The sequence below is a fragment of the Pollutimonas harenae genome, from assembly GCF_004153685.1.
GTDB classification, from domain to species: Bacteria; Pseudomonadota; Gammaproteobacteria; order Burkholderiales; family Burkholderiaceae_B; genus Pusillimonas_C; species Pusillimonas_C harenae.
On the sequence record NZ_SDQD01000001.1, the window covers coordinates 481625 to 497030 of the forward strand.

Genomic DNA, 15406 nt, shown 5'->3' on the forward strand with positions numbered 1-15406 from the left:
AACCAGGAGACTCTATGTTCAAAGCAAGTACCATAATGAAACGCCAACCGGGCATGGCTGTGGAGGCCTTTCAGAATTATTGGCTCAATGAGCACGCTGCATATGCGGGCAAGCTGCCAGGGCTACGTCGCTACATGCAATCACATGCCTTGCTTCAAGGATATCGAAAGGGCGACCTGCCCTGCGACGGCCTCAGCGAAATGTGGTTCGATACCCGTCAAGATTGGGAAAATGCACTGGCCAGTCAGGCAGGGCAAGCCATGCTGGCTGATTTGCATGCATTCACAAAGCCGGATGCTCTGATTGTGATGCCCATCGAAACCCATGTGGTGGTCGACGGCGCCATTCCGAACGGAGCCGTGAAGAATATCGAGCTGGTCAATTGCCGGCCAGGCATGGATCTTGATGATTTCAGGGCTTACTGGAAGAATGTGCATGGCCCTCTTGCTTCGGGCATTACCGCTATACGCCGCTACGAGCAAGATCACCTGGCACGGGCGGAATACGATGGCGCCAAGCAACCCCCACTGGACGGCCTCGCTATCACATGGTTTGACTCAACCGCCTCCATGAAGCAAGGCGCTACCACCCCTGTGTATGCCGAGACCCGAGCCGACGAAGCCAATTTCCTGCCCGATGGCCACCTGCCATTCATCATCACGACAGAACACGAAATTGTGCCTCTTGTACACGCTTAAACAGATAGATAACGCTGCTTGATATCGTCGTTGCGGCTCAGCTCATCAATGGTTCCATAGAACACGTCCTTACCTTTGTCGATCACCACCGCGTGGTCGGCCAGGCCCAGACAGAAGTGCAGGTTCTGTTCGGCAAGCACAATGGTGGTGCCCAACTCGCGCAAGGTTCCGATCAGCTCACCTATTTTTTGCACCATGATCGGCGCAAGGCCTTCGCTGGGCTCATCCAGCAAGATAACCGACGGGTTGCCCATCAGCGCACGCCCTACTGTCAGCATCTGCTGCTCGCCGCCCGACAACTGTCCTCCCAGCCGCATGCGCAGAGGCTTGAGCAGGGGGAGCATGTCGTAGATACGTTCGAGGGTCCAATCTGATCCACCCTGCTGATTTCGTTTTATTGCAATCAACAAGTTGTCTTCCACCGACAACTCGGGGAATATCTGCCGGTCTTCGGGCACGAAAGCAATACCGGCACGAGCAATCTGGTGTGGCGCCTGACCACGTATTTCTTTGCCGGCGAGGCTGATGCTGCCCTTGCGGCCACGCACAATACCCGCAATCGATTTCATGGTGGTGCTTTTGCCGGCACCGTTGCGGCCCAGCAATGCGAGCGTCTCACCTTTATTCAAAAAAAGCGAAAGGCCAAACAGAACCTGGCTGGAGTCATAAAAGGCATCGATACCCTCTACCTTGAGCACCGGCGACGCGGCTGTGCTGGTAGTCATGCGACTTCCTCCTTGGGAGTGCCGAGGTAGGCCTCGATCACTTGCGGATTATGGCGCACCTCGTCTGCCGTGCCCTGCGCCAACAGGCGCCCATACGACAGTACATATATATGTTGTGAGATGCGGAATACGATTTCCATGTCGTGCTCGATCAGTATCAAGGTCAGCCCACCCTTCTTCCAGAGGGCGAACACCGTTTCTATCATTTGCTCACGCTCTTCTGGCCCCATGCCGGCCACCGGCTCGTCCAACAGCAACACCTTGGGCTGAAGAACCAGCGCCAGGGCCATATCGAGCAGTTTTTGATCACCATGCGAGAGATTCCCGCTGATGATATTGGCGGATTGCGTCAGGCCCAGTTGATCCATGACTTCGTATGCGCGATCGCGTGTTTCTTTCAACGGAAACCGGCCGGTCATACGCAGGCTTTTACCCAATGGCGACAATAAGGCGCCCCGCAAGGATTCTTCGACAGTCATGGATTTGAACAGCCGCGACACCTGGAAGGCACGGCCTATGCCCAACCGGACAATCTCGGTCGGAGGTAGCCCCACGATGTCTTTCCCTTCGAGCAGTATGCGTCCGCTGTCAGGCCGTAATGCGCCGGATATCTGATTGAAGAACGTGGTCTTGCCTGCTCCATTCGGACCAATGACGGCCGTGAGCGAATCCTTCGGAAAATGCATGGTCAGGTCGTTGGTGGCTACGACACCACCAAAGGCCTTTCTGATGTTTTCTACACGCAGCATCGTCAACCCTCCTGCCCGGATTTGGCAGAGCCACTCTCAACACCACGAGCATCAGGCATGCCGCCGTATGTCATCCAGGGCGTACCTACTAGCCAGCCTGCATCAACAGGCAGGTCTATGCCGGTGATGGCAGACGCGCGGCCAGAGGTCAGGAAATCAACCGCATCGGCAATCTCCTGGGGCGATACCATGCGCCCCAGCGCGGTGGTCCGGATCAGATCAGCGGGATCGCGGTCGCCCTTGTCTATGGCATCTTGAAGCGCCGGCGTCAAGGTATAACCTGGCGAAACCGAATTGACGCGTACGCCGGAGCGCCCCCATTCGGCAGCCAGGCATTGGCTCATGGAGATCACGGCAGCCTTTGCCGGTGCGTAGGCATGCAAAGGTACAGATCGCGAACCGGTAATAGAAGCAATATTGACAATGCTACCGCCGCCGCTGCGCGCCATCTGCCCGCCAAAGGCAACGCAACACAGATAAGTACCGCGTTGATCAACCGACACAATTTTGTCCCAGACTGCCTGGTCCAGCGCCTCAGGGGAGGAACGCTGCTGAATAATACCCGCGCTATTCACCAGGCTGCGTACGGGACCATGGTTTTCGGCCACACTTGCGGCGACTGCCCGCACGGTTTGCTCATCGGAGACATCGCAGGCCTGAAAGATCACAGAGTCGGCCAAATCACCCAATTGACTCTCTTTGCCCGGCAGATCGAGCACGATCACGCGGTCACCGCGTGCCAGCAATTTCTGCACGCACGCAAGACCAATACCGCTGGCGCCGCCGGTTACCACGCTAAGCATCGCCTGCATGCCTTGTTCAGATTTATGTAGAGTCGTCATGATGTCACCTGCTTGGTTTCTGTCTTTTTACTGGCCGGGCGAAACAGGCGCAGCACAAAATCGCTGACTCCACGCTTGAACCCCAGGGCGAAAATCAACACGATAATACCCAGCGCCAGGCCATGCAGATCGGTGTACCGGGTGATCACATCATTGAACATCATCAACAAGGCAGCACCCACCACCGGACCTATATATACGTGCAAGCCACCCAGCAGAATCATGAAAATTGCCTCGCCCGACATGGTCCAATAGGCAAACTCGGGGTAGGCTGCCGATACAAACAAAGCCATGATGGAGCCCGCGACACCCGCAAAGGCACCCGCCAGCACGAAAGCGTACAGCCTGGTGCGCCATACATCGACGCCCAGAAATCGCGCCCTCTCGGGGTTGTCGCGCACCATGCGCAATGTATAGCCGAATGGCGACTGCATTAGTAAACGCATGAGCAAGAGGCAGACAACGGCCAGGACGCAGGCAAACCAGTACAAATGCTGTCCATTGCCAAGATCAACCCCCAGAAAAACAGGCCTCGGAATGCCCCCCATCAGACCTTGGTCACCGCCGGTAAGGGATATCCAGGACTGGATGATGCTATACAGCAGCATGGCAAAGGCCAACGTCAGGAAGGAGAAATAAATCTCTTTGAGCCTTACGCAAATAGCGCCAACGACCAATGCCAGTAAAGCGCAAAAAACAATTGCCCCGACAAGAGCCACCGGTATGGACGTGCCCGCCTTTTGCATCAGCAGGCCGAAGGCATAAGCCCCTCCGCCAAAAAACATGGCATGCCCGAAGGACACCATGCCGCCATAGCCGATCAAAATATTCAGGGATGTGGCAAAGACACCAAAGGCCGCCAGACGGATGACAAAGTCTGTGACCAGTCTGGACGAGGTAAAGAACGGGAGGGCGGCCAGGATCAAAATAGCCACCAGGGAAATGACTAGCTCTTTGGATAGTGCACCGTTATTGCTCATGATTGTTTCCGTCCCATCAAACCGCCCGGTCGCAGAACCAGGATAAGCACCATGGCGACAAACATGATTCCTTCAACAAAATCAGGGAATCCGATCGAACCGAAAGACCGGACCATGCCAATGACCAGCGCACCGACCAGGGCACCACTGACCGAGCCCATGCCGCCAATGACGGTGACGATGAATGATTCGATCAGGATGGAAAAACCCATGCCGGGCGACATCGAACGCACAGGCGCCGCCAAAGCTCCTGCCATGCCTGCCAGCAAGCCGCCGCAGGCAAACACACCGGCGTAGATCAGTTGCGTGTTCAGACCCAGTGCCGATGTCATGGTGGGATTATGAGCTGCCGCCCGTACCACCTTGCCGGTGCGCGTATGCTTGAGCACATACCACAGCACCAGGGCAATCAAGGCAGCCACAGACATCAGCACCAAGTAGAAGACCGGCACGATGCCACCACCAATAAACAACGGTGGCAACTGGAAGGTTTCGGGCATGCCCATGGACTGAAACTCGGCACCCCAGACGAGCTTGACGACATCATCGAGAATCAGGATGAAGGCGTAGCACACCAGCAACTGCATCAGAACATCAGCGTTGTACACCCGACGCATGAAAAAACGTTCAAACAAGACCGAGAATATGGCGACCCCCAGGCCAGCCATGATCACCGCAAGAAAATAGCTGTCGAACACGCGATAGGCGGTCAGACCCATATAGGCGCCCAACATGTACAAAGAACCATGGGCAAAGTTGATGACGCCAAGCACGCCAAAAATCAGCGTCAGCCCGGCAGCCACCAGGAACAGCAGCGCGCCTACGATCAAGCCCGTGCTCGTCTGAGTGACGATGCACGAGATTGAGGTGACGCACTCAAACAGCTCTTGAGGATTCATAACTCTCTCTCCTGGAGGCAGCCGGGTGTATACACCCGGCCCGGCCTATCAGATATAGCCCTTGGACTTCTTCCACTCGTTTTCCAACTCAACGATCTGAGTCCAGTCGCCGACCGAGGGATCAGACATGTAAGGCTCTTTGGTATCTACCACGCCCCAACCCACGGCATAATCGACCAGAGTCTGGTCTTCGGCACGCATTGTCAGCTTGCCATTAGTGCCGAACGGTGAGTCTATGGTCAAGCCGCGCAATGCATCGGCAATTTTCTTGCCATCGGTACTGTCGGCTTTCTTCATGGCTTCGACCAGGAAATTGAAGCCAGCTGCCGTCTGCCAGGCCCAGTTGGTGGGCAGATCTTTGTATGCGGCCCGGTATGCGTCACCCCATGCCTGATTGGCAGGCGTATTGGGGAAGCTGCGCAAATAGCGGTTGCCCGAGTGAATACCCTTGGGCAGATTCTTGACAGCGGTCAGTACCGTGTAATCGGCCATGTTCACGGCAAAGAAATCGCGTCCGTTCAGCAAGGCGTAAATGCTGGCCTGATCGATGAAAGAACTCAGATCGCCACCCCAAAGGCAAGAGTAAATGGCCTGCGGACGCTCCTGCACTATACGCGTGATGATTTCACTGTAATCAGGCTGGAACAGCTTGGGCCATACTTCGCCTACCACCTCGATATCCTTGTTGAAGTGCTTGGCATAGTAAAAAAACTCGGCCGTCGTATCACGCCCGTATGCGTAATCAGGTGAGGCGCTCATCCACTTGGTCAGGCCTTTTTCCTTGGAGACTCGGCCGGCATAAGCACCGCCCACGATCGAATCATGGACGCCCTGGCGTGCGCAGCGGAACGCATTGGGAATGCGCTGCTTGGGATCGGCGGTGAGCGATGAGGTTTCAGAGTTGGTATGAATGCACAACACCCCCAAGTCCCGGGCCACTTCGTGCACAGCGAAAGCGCCCGACGATGCTTCGCCATCGATCAGCATTTCGCAGTCTTCGCTATTGACCAGCTCACGGGCAATGCGTGCCGCCTCTTGAGGCTGGCCCTTAGAGTCGCGAATAATCAACTCGATCGGGCGCCCACCAAAACCGCCCGCCTTATTGAATTTTTCGAGCTCCAGCTTAATCGCATTGCTGGACGAAATACCCAGCGTTGCAACACGGCCGGAAAGAATGGTGGGCATACCCACCCTGATGGGTTTGTTCTGAGCCAGCGAAATAGCCGGCAAACCTATGGCCGATAGACCTGTTATGGCCGCCGCCCCCTGGATGAGCTTGCGCCGGCTGGGCAGGCTTGGGGAGGTATTTTGTTTATTCTGAGTCATGGTTGTCTCCTGGTAGGAAGGTAGGTGGCCATTGCAATTGGCCCCTTGTTTACGATGTGAATCAACAGTCGTTCCTGTACAGCAATCAATCCGGATGTTGCGCGGCCAGCTCATCGCGCAACACGCGTTTCAACACCTTGCCGGACGGATTGCGCGGCAAGGCTTCCAACACGACCAATTGACGAGGAATCTTGAAGCCTCCGATTTTTCCTCGGCAATGTTCTTGCAATGCATCGAGCGTGAGGGTGGCGCCTTCGCGCAGCACAGTTACAGCCACAACCCGCTCGCCCCACTTCGCATCAGGCAGGCCTATTACGGCAGCCTCCTCGATATCAGGCAACTGATACAGCACCCGCTCGACCTCTGATGAAGCGATGTTTTCTCCGCCGCTGATGACCATGTCTTTCTTACGATCGACCAGAAACAGGAATCCGTCTTCATCGAGATAACCCATGTCGCCCGAGCGGAACCAGTCGTCGAAGAAGCTGTCTTCCGTTCTTTGCTCATCTTTCCAATAGCCACGAGTGACCTTGGGTCCCCACAAACAGATTTCGCCGACCTGGCCATCCGGCTGTACATGGCCTTCGCCGTCCCGAATCTGTATACGAACATGCGACAGTGCCCGGCCTGCCGAACCTATTTTTTCGATTTCACGCCCGGCTTGCATCATGGTGTCGCCCGAGCAGGTCTCTGTCAGTCCATACGCATCCACATAGCGCCCCTCGGGAAATAAGGATCCAAAGGCCTCGATACGCTGAGCCGGCGTGCGCTCGCCCCCGCCCACCACCCACTTCAGACTGCTGCGCTCATAGCGCTGGGAGTCTGGCAGTGCCAGCAGGCGGTTCAACATGATGGGCGCCAGCCATGCTCCCGTCAGCCGGTCATCCTGGATGGCCTGCAAGGCATCATTAGCATCGAAATCCCGCAGTATGGTCAGCGAACCGCCCACTTCGAACAAAGCAAAACCCGGCAGGTCAAAAGCACCCACGTGATACAGGGGGCCGACAACCAGCAAACGATCGGCGGCACTCAGCTGTAGTTCACTGATGTGATCCAGTGTTTTCCAGTAAAAATTCTCGTAGCTGTGTCTCACGCCCTTGGGCAGCCCTGTGGTTCCTGATGTATACATCAGGCGGAACATATCGGCAGACGTGACAGGCGCGGGTTCTTGTACAGGTGCAGCCGCCTTGTCGAGCAAGCCAGCGTCATGCTCGTGCGCGGGCGTGATGACCAGTCTCGGCGTACTGCCTGCATTCGCTTCCAGACTCTGGTCCACGCACAATAGCTTTGCACCTGAGTGATGCAAAATATATTCGACTTCGTCTTTGCCCAGACGATAATTGACGGGTAGCACAACAGCGCCCAGATGACTGATGGCCAAGGTAAGCTCAACAAACGCAGCGCTATTTTTCATGAGCAGGGCTACGATATCACCCCGCCCCACACCCTGGCCAGCCAGGACGCCAGCCACATGACACACCCGCTTGAACAGGTCTGCATAGTTGATACGGGTATCGCCATAGCGAATCGCCAGTTGGTCGGGTGTACTGTGAGCCCAATGTTCTATGGAAGCACTCAATGTGACCATGATGTCTGCCTCTGTATCTAGTTCAATTCGCGCGGCTCAGTACGACCGGGGCATGCCAAGGTCATACATGGCAATGTAGTTGAGCACCATTTCTTCTGAAATAGGTGCAAAACGGAATAGGCGACAATCGCGCCACAGACGTTCCACGTGATATTCGCGCGAATATCCCATCCCTCCCATTGTCTGCATGGCACGCTCAGTGGCTCGTGCAGCCACCTGCGCCGCCAGTAACTTGGCCGCATTGGCCTGGCTGCCATATGGCAACCCACTATCGAAATTGGACGCTGCCTTATAGTTCACCAGTCGGGCCGCTTCCATTTCCGCATGGCACTGGGCCAAAGGAAACTGCAGTCCCTGATAGCTGCTGATTGCCCGGTCGCCAAACACCTTGCGTTCGTTGCCATAGTCAACCGCCAGCTTCAGGGCCAGCTCTGTAGTGCCGATCAAGCCGGCCGTCGTCACAATGCGCTCGGTGTTCAGCACATCCAGCAACTCCTTCCAGCCACCGTGCAACGTACCCACGAGCTCATGGGGTTCGATGCGCACATCGTCGAAGAAGATCGAGCTGGAAGCCAAAGTGTTGGTGCCGACCTTCTCAATCGGCGTATGGGTCAGTCCGTCGCGGGCCACGTCAATCATGAACATCGACAAACCATCACTGCGTGAGGCGCTGTCCTCGACCTTCTTGGTACGTGCCACCACCAGCATCTTGTGAGCGGTATCAACCGCCGTAATCCAGATCTTGCGTCCATTCAGACGCCAGCCATCTCCATCCGGTCGCGCAAAGCTGCGGATTTCAAGCGTATTCGTGCCAGCATCAGGCTCCGTCAAAGCCATGCAGAAATTGATGTCGCCCGACATCAGGCCTGGCAGCAGCTCTTTTTTCATCTCAGGCGAACCAAAACGACTGATCGAAACCCCGCCGAAAATAGGGTTGACCATAAACAGCTGCCCAACCGTGCTGCCCGCACCCGTTGCCGCCAGGCGCTCGATGATCAAAGCCATCTCGAACACACCCAACTCAGATCCGCCATACTCGGATGGCAGCGCCACGCCGCACAGTCCGGCTTCGCAGATGGCACGCCAGCACTCATGAGGAAATGCCTTCCTTGCATCCAGGTCGCGCCAGTACTCCAGGCCAAAACGCTCGCCCAATTGGGTGGCGGAGTCGGCTATCATCCGCTGTTCTTCTGTAAGTTGGAAGTCCATATCTATCTATTCCTGCGGTGTCGGTTCTTGAGTATTCTTGAATTAAAGCGGCTGGCCTTAAGTGCTGGCACGGGCTGCAGCATCGCGTGCCACAGCGAATTCGCGCAACACGACATCCAGGCCAAGCTCTGGTGGATTTTCCACAAAGCGCTCCAGCGCATCACATGAGCCGGCGCCCAGTTCAACCTCTGCACCCACACGCAAGACCAGTTCACGCAAGGTCGCGCGGTCGTAGTTGTAATCGTCTACCGTCTTGTTCATATGCAAGGTTTCTGGCGCGTCTCCGTTGTCGAACTCCGCAACAATCACACAGCTCAGGCGTGGGACATCCTGGTCACTGACCAGCGTGATGCGGTCGATCAGGCCTGCCACCTGCGGATCGTCGTAGACCATCATGTCGCGCAGAGTCGGAGCACCGTGCAGCAAGGTATTGGCGATACAAAACGGAATACTCATCAAGGTACCCGAAACAGAATTGAACGGCCCTGTGCTGTCCATGCCTGCATAACCTGTTTCGTAAGGATTCATGCGCACCTGGATACTCGCCGGGTTACGGCCTTTCAGCTGGCTGCGGAAAGCCAGGGCCGCATTAACCGGCGTCTGGTTGAATGCGCACACCGGGTAGGGCTTGAATACGACGCGATGGATAAACCATTGCGTGCCCAGCTTGGCCTGTAGGTCGGCCACATTGCAATCGGCCCGGGCGTAGGCACGAACCAGACCAGCCTTGCCTTCGAAGGCATGGGGCGCAGACACCGACCCCGCCTTCGCCAACTGTGCTGCTACCCAGCCATTGTTGGCGGCCACGCCCAGTTGGTAACGCCACTCATCGGTGCCATCGGCAAAGGATTGCAGAATGCCGCCCGCGAACGAAGCCGCATTGGCCAGCGCCGCAGCAGTGTGATCCTGATCCAGGTCCAGAGCCAACGATGCTGCGGCAGCCGAAGCCAGCGCGCCATAGATGGGCGAAGCACGCAAACCCGCCGGTGTCGTATGGCCGGCATAAGCCTGCTCGAACAAACCGCCTACTTCGTAGCCGGCGATCAAAGCGGGGAGCATGCGGGCTAGCGGTATCCGACCAGTTTCTGCCGCTGCTGTCAGCATGGGAATCAGTATGGCGCCCAAATGTGCAGCACCCAGTGCATCTTCCTGTGCTCGCCCATGAAACAAGGCAGAGTTGGACAGCATCGCGGCTTGCATGGAGCTTTTTCGGCCAATGGCCAGCAGCGTCGCACCATCGGCTTGCTCACCGTCCATGGCCAGGCCTGCTTTGGCAGCTACTTGTCCAAACGGCGTATTGAAACAAGCCAGGCCTATGCCATAGCCATTGAGCAGGCAAACTCGCGCCTTTTCCATGACTTCGGGCGGTATATTGGCCTCGGTCTTCAACGATACGACAAACTCAGCCAGCGACTGCGATAAGGTTTTATCTGTTTCCATGATGTCTCTCTCTTATCTGATTGCCTTGAGGCCCACCGGGCCTAATGCACTAACAGCCTGACAGGCTGTTCAAGCAACTCACGCACGATATTCAGGAATTTCAGGCCGCGCACACCATCGATGATCCGATGGTCTGCCGACAGCACCACGCCCATTTCCTGGCGCAATTCAGGTTGCCCGTCATTATCGGGACGGAACACCGCTTTGACACTACCCACACCCAGAATCATGGCTTGGCCCGGATTGATGATGGACCCCATGAAGTGCACATGATGCATACCCGCATTCGACACGGTAATGGCCGGGCTACCCAGGTCTGCCTGGTTCATACGCCCCACTCTGGCCCGTTCTATGACTGCATTCAAGCGCTCGGTCAGTACACCCATCGATACACTGCCAACATCACACACGGCGGGCGCCAGCAGACCGTCTTCGGTGCCCACCGCCACACCCACATCGATTTGGCTGAACGACAGAATGCCCTCGTCCGTCCAGACACGATTGGCTTCAGGCATTTGACGCAGTGCCTGCGCAACCGCCATAACAATAAAATGGTTGAGCGTCAGACGATGCGTTTCCTGGGCACGGTTGACTTCCTTGCGCAGGGTCACCAGACGCGTCACATCGATATCCAGTGCCAGATAAAAATGAGGAATCTCCTGCTTGCTGGCCTTCAGACGGCGCGCAATGGTTGCCTGCATACCCGTGGGCGCAATCAACGATTGACCCGCCTGAAGTTTCACCGGCGCAGCAGCAATGGCTTCTGCCTTGAGTTTGTGCGGAATCGCAGCAGGCCTGGCAGCAGAAGCCACCTCGACATCGCTGGCCACAATGCGTCCATTCGGACCCGTACCCGCCAGACCGTCCAGGGACACACCCTGCTCTCCAGCCAGCTTGCGCGCGTAGGGTGTTGCAACAATGCGCTGGCCGTCAGCGTGCGCCTGCGCGGTTCCACCCAGCTTGCGATCATCTGCTGCCTGCTGTACCGGCGCGGCAGCAGCCACAATTTGATCTGGGTTCGGCTTCGAGCTGGCCTCGGCGTGTGCCTTGTTCTCTTGCGCTGGCGCCATGCCTTCGGCTTCGCCGTCATCCCAATAGCCAATGACATCGCCCACCGGCACGGTATCGCCGGCCGCCACCACGGCTTCCAGCAAAGTGCCCTTGGCCTCGGCTTCGATCTCGTTGGCGACCTTGTCGTTCTCGACCACATACAACACGTCGCCCGCATCAAATGTGGCGCCTGGCTGCACCAGCCATTCCGACACGATGCCTTCAGTCATGGTCAGGCCCAGTTTGGGCAAGGTCAATGCCTGACGCACTTTATTGCCCCTTGAACTGTGCAGGACGTTTTTCTAAAAAGGCCCGGCAACCCTCGTGCGCATCAGCCGTATCAAGTACCAGTCCTATCATGGCCTGCTCATGCGCCAGCGCTGCCCCTAGCGGCATTTCCTGCCCCTGACGCAGATTACGCTTGAGTAGCTTGAGCACCAGCGGCGACTTGCTGGCAATCTTGCTCGCCAAAGCCAGCGTTTCATCCATTAAGGCTTCGTGCGCCACCACGCGGTTGCACAAACCTAAAGAAACGGCCTCTTCGGCCGAAATCTGGTCACCTGTAAACATCATTTCCTTGGCCTTGCAGGGTGCTATCTGACGCATCAGGCGCTGCGTGCCCCCGGCCCCCGGGAAAAGGCCCAGATTGATCTCAGGTAAACCCAAACGGGCTTTAGCCGAAATCAGGCGGATATCGGTGGCCAGCAACAACTCTGTGCCACCACCTAGAGCCCAGCCATTCACTGCCGCTATCGTTGGCTTGTCACTGTCTTCAAAGCGACGGAAAACCCGATGGACGATTTCGGCAAATTCCTGGTAATGGGCCAGGCCTTGCCGGCTGTCCAGGTCGCCAATATCGCCGCCTGCCACAAAAGCCTTGTCGCCCGCACCCGTCACCACGATGACGCGTATCTCGTTGTTACGTTCCAGTTCGTCCAGTCCGGCTTCCAGTGCCAGCAGTGTCGGCACATCCAGCGCATTCAGCGCTTCGGGCCGATTGATGGTCAACTGGCCTACCGGCCCTTGAGAAGTCACCTGCACGACTACATTACTCGTCATTACTGAATCTCCTGTATTGAGCGGGACACTGCTTGCGTCCTCACGCCATTACTTTTTTCACTGCATCGCAAACTTTGCCGGCATCCACCATGTAGCGTGCCTCCAGTGAGCGCGCAAAGGGAACTGGCATGAACGGTGCGCCGACACGCAACACCGGCGCATCGAGTTCATCAAAGCCTTCATCCGCAACACGGGCGGCAATCTCCGCCCCCACGCCAAAGGCCTGCACAGCCTCATGCACAATGACAATGCGATGCGTGCGCCGCAGCGACGCCAGGATGGTATCCATATCCAGCGGCTGCAAAGTGCGCAGATCGATGACCTCAGCCTCAACCCCCTCACCCGCCAAGCGGTCAGCCGCCGTCAGGCAAGCGTGCACCGTAGCGCCATAAGTCACCAGCGTTACGTCGCGCCCCGGCCGGGCAATCCTGGCCTGGCCCAGCGGAATAAGCTGATCCGTATCCACCGGCCCCTTGCGGCCATACATGGCCTTGTGCTCGATGAACACCACCGGATCGGGATCATTGATCGCGCTGCGCAACAGGCCATAAACATCGCCTGGTGTAGACGGACACACCACCTTAAGGCCGGGTATGTGCGCCAGCCATGCCTCGAGACATTGGGAATGTTGTGGACCAGCATTCAGGCCACCGCCGTGGGGCGTACGCAAGACCATGGGCACGCTGGAACGCCCGCCAAACATAAAGCGGGCCTTGGCTGCCTGGTTCACCAGCGCGTCCATGGCCAGGGTGATGAAATCCATAAACATGATTTCGACCACCGGCTTCATGCCTGTCATGGCAGCACCGACGGCTAGCGAAGCCAGACTGGACTCTGAAATCGGCGTATCGCGTACCCGCTCGGGTCCGAACGTATCCAGCAGGTCGCGGGTCGCCTTGAATGAACCGCCCGCCGCGGCGATGTCTTCGCCCAACAGCATGACAGTATCGTCCTGAGTCATCGCGTCGCGCAGAGCCTGATTAACCGCCTGCGTAAATTTCATTTCGGTCATGCCAACCTTCCTTTCTTCATGGCCGTCGTTGAGCAATCAAATATTCAATGTATAGACATCCTGGCGGGCCGACTCGTAAGTGGGCTCGCTATCTTCCCGTGCTTGTGCAATGGCGGCATCCACATCGGCCTCGACCTCTTGATCAACCTGATCGACTTGTTCCTTTGTGGCGCCAGCCTCTTGCAAGAGCACCTGCGTGCGTGCCACCGGATCGACGGCCTCCAGGGAGGCCAGATCGTCGGCATCACGATACTTTTGCGGATCACCCTCATAATGACCACGCACCCGCTTGGTGACGCATTCGAGTATCAGAGGCCCCTTGCCCTTGCGCAGCGAGGCGACGGCCTTACGTGTTGCCAGCGCAACGTCGCTGACATCATTGCCATCGAGCTGCTGATGCGAAATTTTGAAGGCAGCAGCCAGGCCCTTGAGTGTTCCAGCAAACTGTTGACTAGTCGGTGAAAACTCAGACCAGCCATTGTTCTCGCACACCAACAACAAGGGCAGCTTCCACAAGGCAGCCATGTTCAGGGTTTCGTGCAAGACACCCTCAGCCATGGCGCCATCACCAAAGAAAGCAACGGCAATGCCACCGGTTTTACGTGTCTGATGGGCAACCGCGCTTCCCATGGCAATGGGTATGCCAGCCGCCACAATGCCATTGGCACCAAGAATGCCGATTTCCATATCGGCCACATGCATGGAGCCGCCGCGGCCACCGCATACACCGCCTGCCTTGCCCATGACCTCCTTGAAGAAGTGCGGCAGCGACAAACCACGCGCCAACACATGTCCGTGGCCACGGTGCGTAGTCGCCAACGTGTCGTGATCACCAAGGGCGCTGCATATGCCTGCAGCGATGGCCTCTTGTCCCACGCTCAGGTGTATGAAGCCTGGCACTTCACCATCGGCAAACAAGCGGGTCAGGCTGTTTTCTACCGTGCGTATGGTTTTGATCGTTCGATACAGCGCCAGTAGCTCATCTACCGTCAAGGTTTCCGGCATGCTCGTGTCTCCATCAAGGCGAATTTTTCCCTTGATTAATGATTGATGAATCATGAGTCATGATATGAGCGTGAGAAGCCCTGTGTCAACGGCGCAATAAGTAGGGGTTTACCCTTTATCGATGACTTGAAAGACTTGAAATCGAAGCTCTTTAAGGCGAGCTGGCCCGATCAATCCCAATGGAATTCGGCTAAATGAAATAATCACGATAAGCTTGACGCTTCCCAATAGCATCTTTCAACAGGAGCACACTATGGCAACCCGCCTATCCGTCATTGCAACCCGTACCGGCGACGGTGGCACCACAGGTCTGGGCGACGGCAGCCGGGTCGACAAAAACACCCCGCGCATCGAAGCCATGGGCAACGTAGATGAGCTGAACAGCGTCATTGGCCTGCTTCGCACCGAAGCCCTGCCTAAAGACATAGATGCTTTATTGTCACGCATACAAAATGACTTGTTTGATCTTGGCGCCGAGCTTTGCATTCCCGGACACAGCGTCATTACTGAAGAGCATGTTGTCTTTCTGGATCAAAGTCTGGCTCACTACAATGCCGGGCTGGAACGCTTGAAGGAGTTTATTTTGCCCGGTGGTAGCCGGGCTGCGGCGCTGGCCCACCTGGCACGCACTGTCTGCCGACGCGCAGAACGTTCTGTTGTCACGGTCCATGCTACCGAAGCCATCAATAAACCGGTCCTGCAGTACTTGAACAGGCTGTCTGATCTTTGCTTTGTACTGGCGCGCGTCCTCAACCGCGAAACCGGCCAGGGCGATGTTTTGTGGAGCCGGGAACCGTCTGCCTGAGGTTGTGGCGCCAACAACG

15 protein-coding genes are annotated in these 15406 nt (G+C 56.7%); 2 read left to right on the forward strand and 13 right to left on the reverse strand.

The annotated features are described in order from the left end of the window. Window positions 1-14: 14 nt before the first annotated feature. Window positions 15-698, forward strand: a complete 684-nt coding sequence (locus tag ERD84_RS02220) for an EthD domain-containing protein (protein WP_130037835.1) — start codon at window positions 15-17, stop codon at window positions 696-698. Here ERD84_RS02220 and ERD84_RS02225 read toward each other — a convergent pair. The 13 genes from ERD84_RS02225 to ERD84_RS02285 all read right to left on the reverse strand — a co-directional run bounded on the left by ERD84_RS02225 (window position 695) and on the right by ERD84_RS02285 (window position 14582). After that, window positions 695-1423, reverse strand: a complete 729-nt coding sequence (locus tag ERD84_RS02225) for an ABC transporter ATP-binding protein (protein ID WP_130037837.1) — start codon at window positions 1421-1423, stop codon at window positions 695-697. The genes ERD84_RS02220 and ERD84_RS02225 overlap by 4 nt on opposite strands. Beyond that, on the reverse strand, window positions 1420-2172 hold the full coding sequence (locus ERD84_RS02230) for an ABC transporter ATP-binding protein (RefSeq protein ID WP_130037839.1): 753 nt from the start codon (window positions 2170-2172) through the stop codon (window positions 1420-1422). Before ERD84_RS02230 ends, ERD84_RS02225 begins: the two co-directional genes overlap by 4 nt. A gap of 2 nt (window positions 2173-2174) precedes the next feature. Continuing rightward, the gene (locus tag ERD84_RS02235; protein WP_130037841.1) at window positions 2175-3014 is read right to left on the reverse strand and encodes an SDR family NAD(P)-dependent oxidoreductase; all 840 of its coding nucleotides are present in this window, start codon (window positions 3012-3014) and stop codon (window positions 2175-2177) included. Next, window positions 3011-3994: a branched-chain amino acid ABC transporter permease gene (locus ERD84_RS02240; protein WP_130037843.1), complete on the reverse strand. Its 984-nt coding sequence runs from the start codon at window positions 3992-3994 to the stop codon at window positions 3011-3013. Before ERD84_RS02240 ends, ERD84_RS02235 begins: the two co-directional genes overlap by 4 nt. Next, a complete protein-coding gene (locus tag ERD84_RS02245) occupies window positions 3991-4893 on the reverse strand; it encodes a branched-chain amino acid ABC transporter permease (RefSeq protein WP_130037845.1) in 903 nt (300 codons plus the stop codon). Before ERD84_RS02245 ends, ERD84_RS02240 begins: the two co-directional genes overlap by 4 nt. Window positions 4894-4941: 48 nt before the next feature. After that, entirely contained in the window at window positions 4942-6219 is a 1278-nt protein-coding gene (locus ERD84_RS02250) for an ABC transporter substrate-binding protein (RefSeq protein WP_130037847.1), read from the reverse strand. Window positions 6220-6304: 85 nt separating this feature from the next. Then, entirely contained in the window at window positions 6305-7807 is a 1503-nt protein-coding gene (locus ERD84_RS02255) for an AMP-binding protein (protein WP_130037849.1), read from the reverse strand. Window positions 7808-7843: 36 nt separating this feature from the next. Continuing rightward, window positions 7844-9016 carry an acyl-CoA dehydrogenase family protein gene (locus ERD84_RS02260; protein WP_130037851.1) on the reverse strand — a complete coding sequence of 391 codons (1173 nt, stop codon included), beginning with the start codon at window positions 9014-9016 and terminating at the stop codon, window positions 7844-7846. Between the two features lie 57 nt (window positions 9017-9073). Beyond that, window positions 9074-10456, reverse strand: a complete 1383-nt coding sequence (locus ERD84_RS02265; protein WP_130037853.1) for an MmgE/PrpD family protein — start codon at window positions 10454-10456, stop codon at window positions 9074-9076. Window positions 10457-10497: 41 nt separating this feature from the next. Beyond that, window positions 10498-11775, reverse strand: coding sequence for a dihydrolipoamide acetyltransferase family protein (locus ERD84_RS02270; protein ID WP_130037855.1), 1278 nt, complete (start codon window positions 11773-11775; stop codon window positions 10498-10500). Between the two features lies 1 nt (window position 11776). Continuing rightward, a complete protein-coding gene (locus ERD84_RS02275) occupies window positions 11777-12565 on the reverse strand; it encodes an enoyl-CoA hydratase/isomerase family protein (protein WP_130037857.1) in 789 nt (262 codons plus the stop codon). Window positions 12566-12605: 40 nt separating this feature from the next. Continuing rightward, window positions 12606-13577, reverse strand: a complete 972-nt coding sequence (locus ERD84_RS02280; protein WP_130037859.1) for an alpha-ketoacid dehydrogenase subunit beta — start codon at window positions 13575-13577, stop codon at window positions 12606-12608. A 36-nt stretch (window positions 13578-13613) separates the two neighbouring features. Continuing rightward, window positions 13614-14582 (reverse strand): thiamine pyrophosphate-dependent dehydrogenase E1 component subunit alpha, encoded by a 969-nt coding sequence (locus ERD84_RS02285; protein ID WP_130037861.1) that lies wholly within the window; start codon window positions 14580-14582, stop codon window positions 13614-13616. A 253-nt stretch (window positions 14583-14835) separates the two neighbouring features. Here ERD84_RS02285 and ERD84_RS02290 point away from each other — a divergent pair, with 253 nt between their 5' ends. Next, window positions 14836-15387, forward strand: coding sequence for a cob(I)yrinic acid a,c-diamide adenosyltransferase (locus ERD84_RS02290; RefSeq protein ID WP_130037863.1), 552 nt, complete (start codon window positions 14836-14838; stop codon window positions 15385-15387). Window positions 15388-15406 lie beyond the last annotated feature (19 nt).

Coding starts and splice junctions, on each gene's coding strand:
- ERD84_RS02220 (WP_130037835.1), top strand. CDS start 15: ATGTTCAAAGCAAGTACCATAATGAAACGCCAACCGGGCATGGCTGTG.
- ERD84_RS02225 (WP_130037837.1), bottom strand. CDS start 1,423: ATGACTACCAGCACAGCCGCGTCGCCGGTGCTCAAGGTAGAGGGTATC.
- ERD84_RS02230 (WP_130037839.1), bottom strand. CDS start 2,172: ATGCTGCGTGTAGAAAACATCAGAAAGGCCTTTGGTGGTGTCGTAGCC.
- ERD84_RS02235 (WP_130037841.1), bottom strand. CDS start 3,014: ATGACGACTCTACATAAATCTGAACAAGGCATGCAGGCGATGCTTAGC.
- ERD84_RS02240 (WP_130037843.1), bottom strand. CDS start 3,994: ATGAGCAATAACGGTGCACTATCCAAAGAGCTAGTCATTTCCCTGGTG.
- ERD84_RS02245 (WP_130037845.1), bottom strand. CDS start 4,893: ATGAATCCTCAAGAGCTGTTTGAGTGCGTCACCTCAATCTCGTGCATC.
- ERD84_RS02250 (WP_130037847.1), bottom strand. CDS start 6,219: ATGACTCAGAATAAACAAAATACCTCCCCAAGCCTGCCCAGCCGGCGC.
- ERD84_RS02255 (WP_130037849.1), bottom strand. CDS start 7,807: ATGGTCACATTGAGTGCTTCCATAGAACATTGGGCTCACAGTACACCC.
- ERD84_RS02260 (WP_130037851.1), bottom strand. CDS start 9,016: ATGGACTTCCAACTTACAGAAGAACAGCGGATGATAGCCGACTCCGCC.
- ERD84_RS02265 (WP_130037853.1), bottom strand. CDS start 10,456: ATGGAAACAGATAAAACCTTATCGCAGTCGCTGGCTGAGTTTGTCGTA.
- ERD84_RS02275 (WP_130037857.1), bottom strand. CDS start 12,565: ATGACGAGTAATGTAGTCGTGCAGGTGACTTCTCAAGGGCCGGTAGGC.
- ERD84_RS02280 (WP_130037859.1), bottom strand. CDS start 13,577: ATGACCGAAATGAAATTTACGCAGGCGGTTAATCAGGCTCTGCGCGAC.
- ERD84_RS02285 (WP_130037861.1), bottom strand. CDS start 14,582: ATGCCGGAAACCTTGACGGTAGATGAGCTACTGGCGCTGTATCGAACG.
- ERD84_RS02290 (WP_130037863.1), top strand. CDS start 14,836: ATGGCAACCCGCCTATCCGTCATTGCAACCCGTACCGGCGACGGTGGC.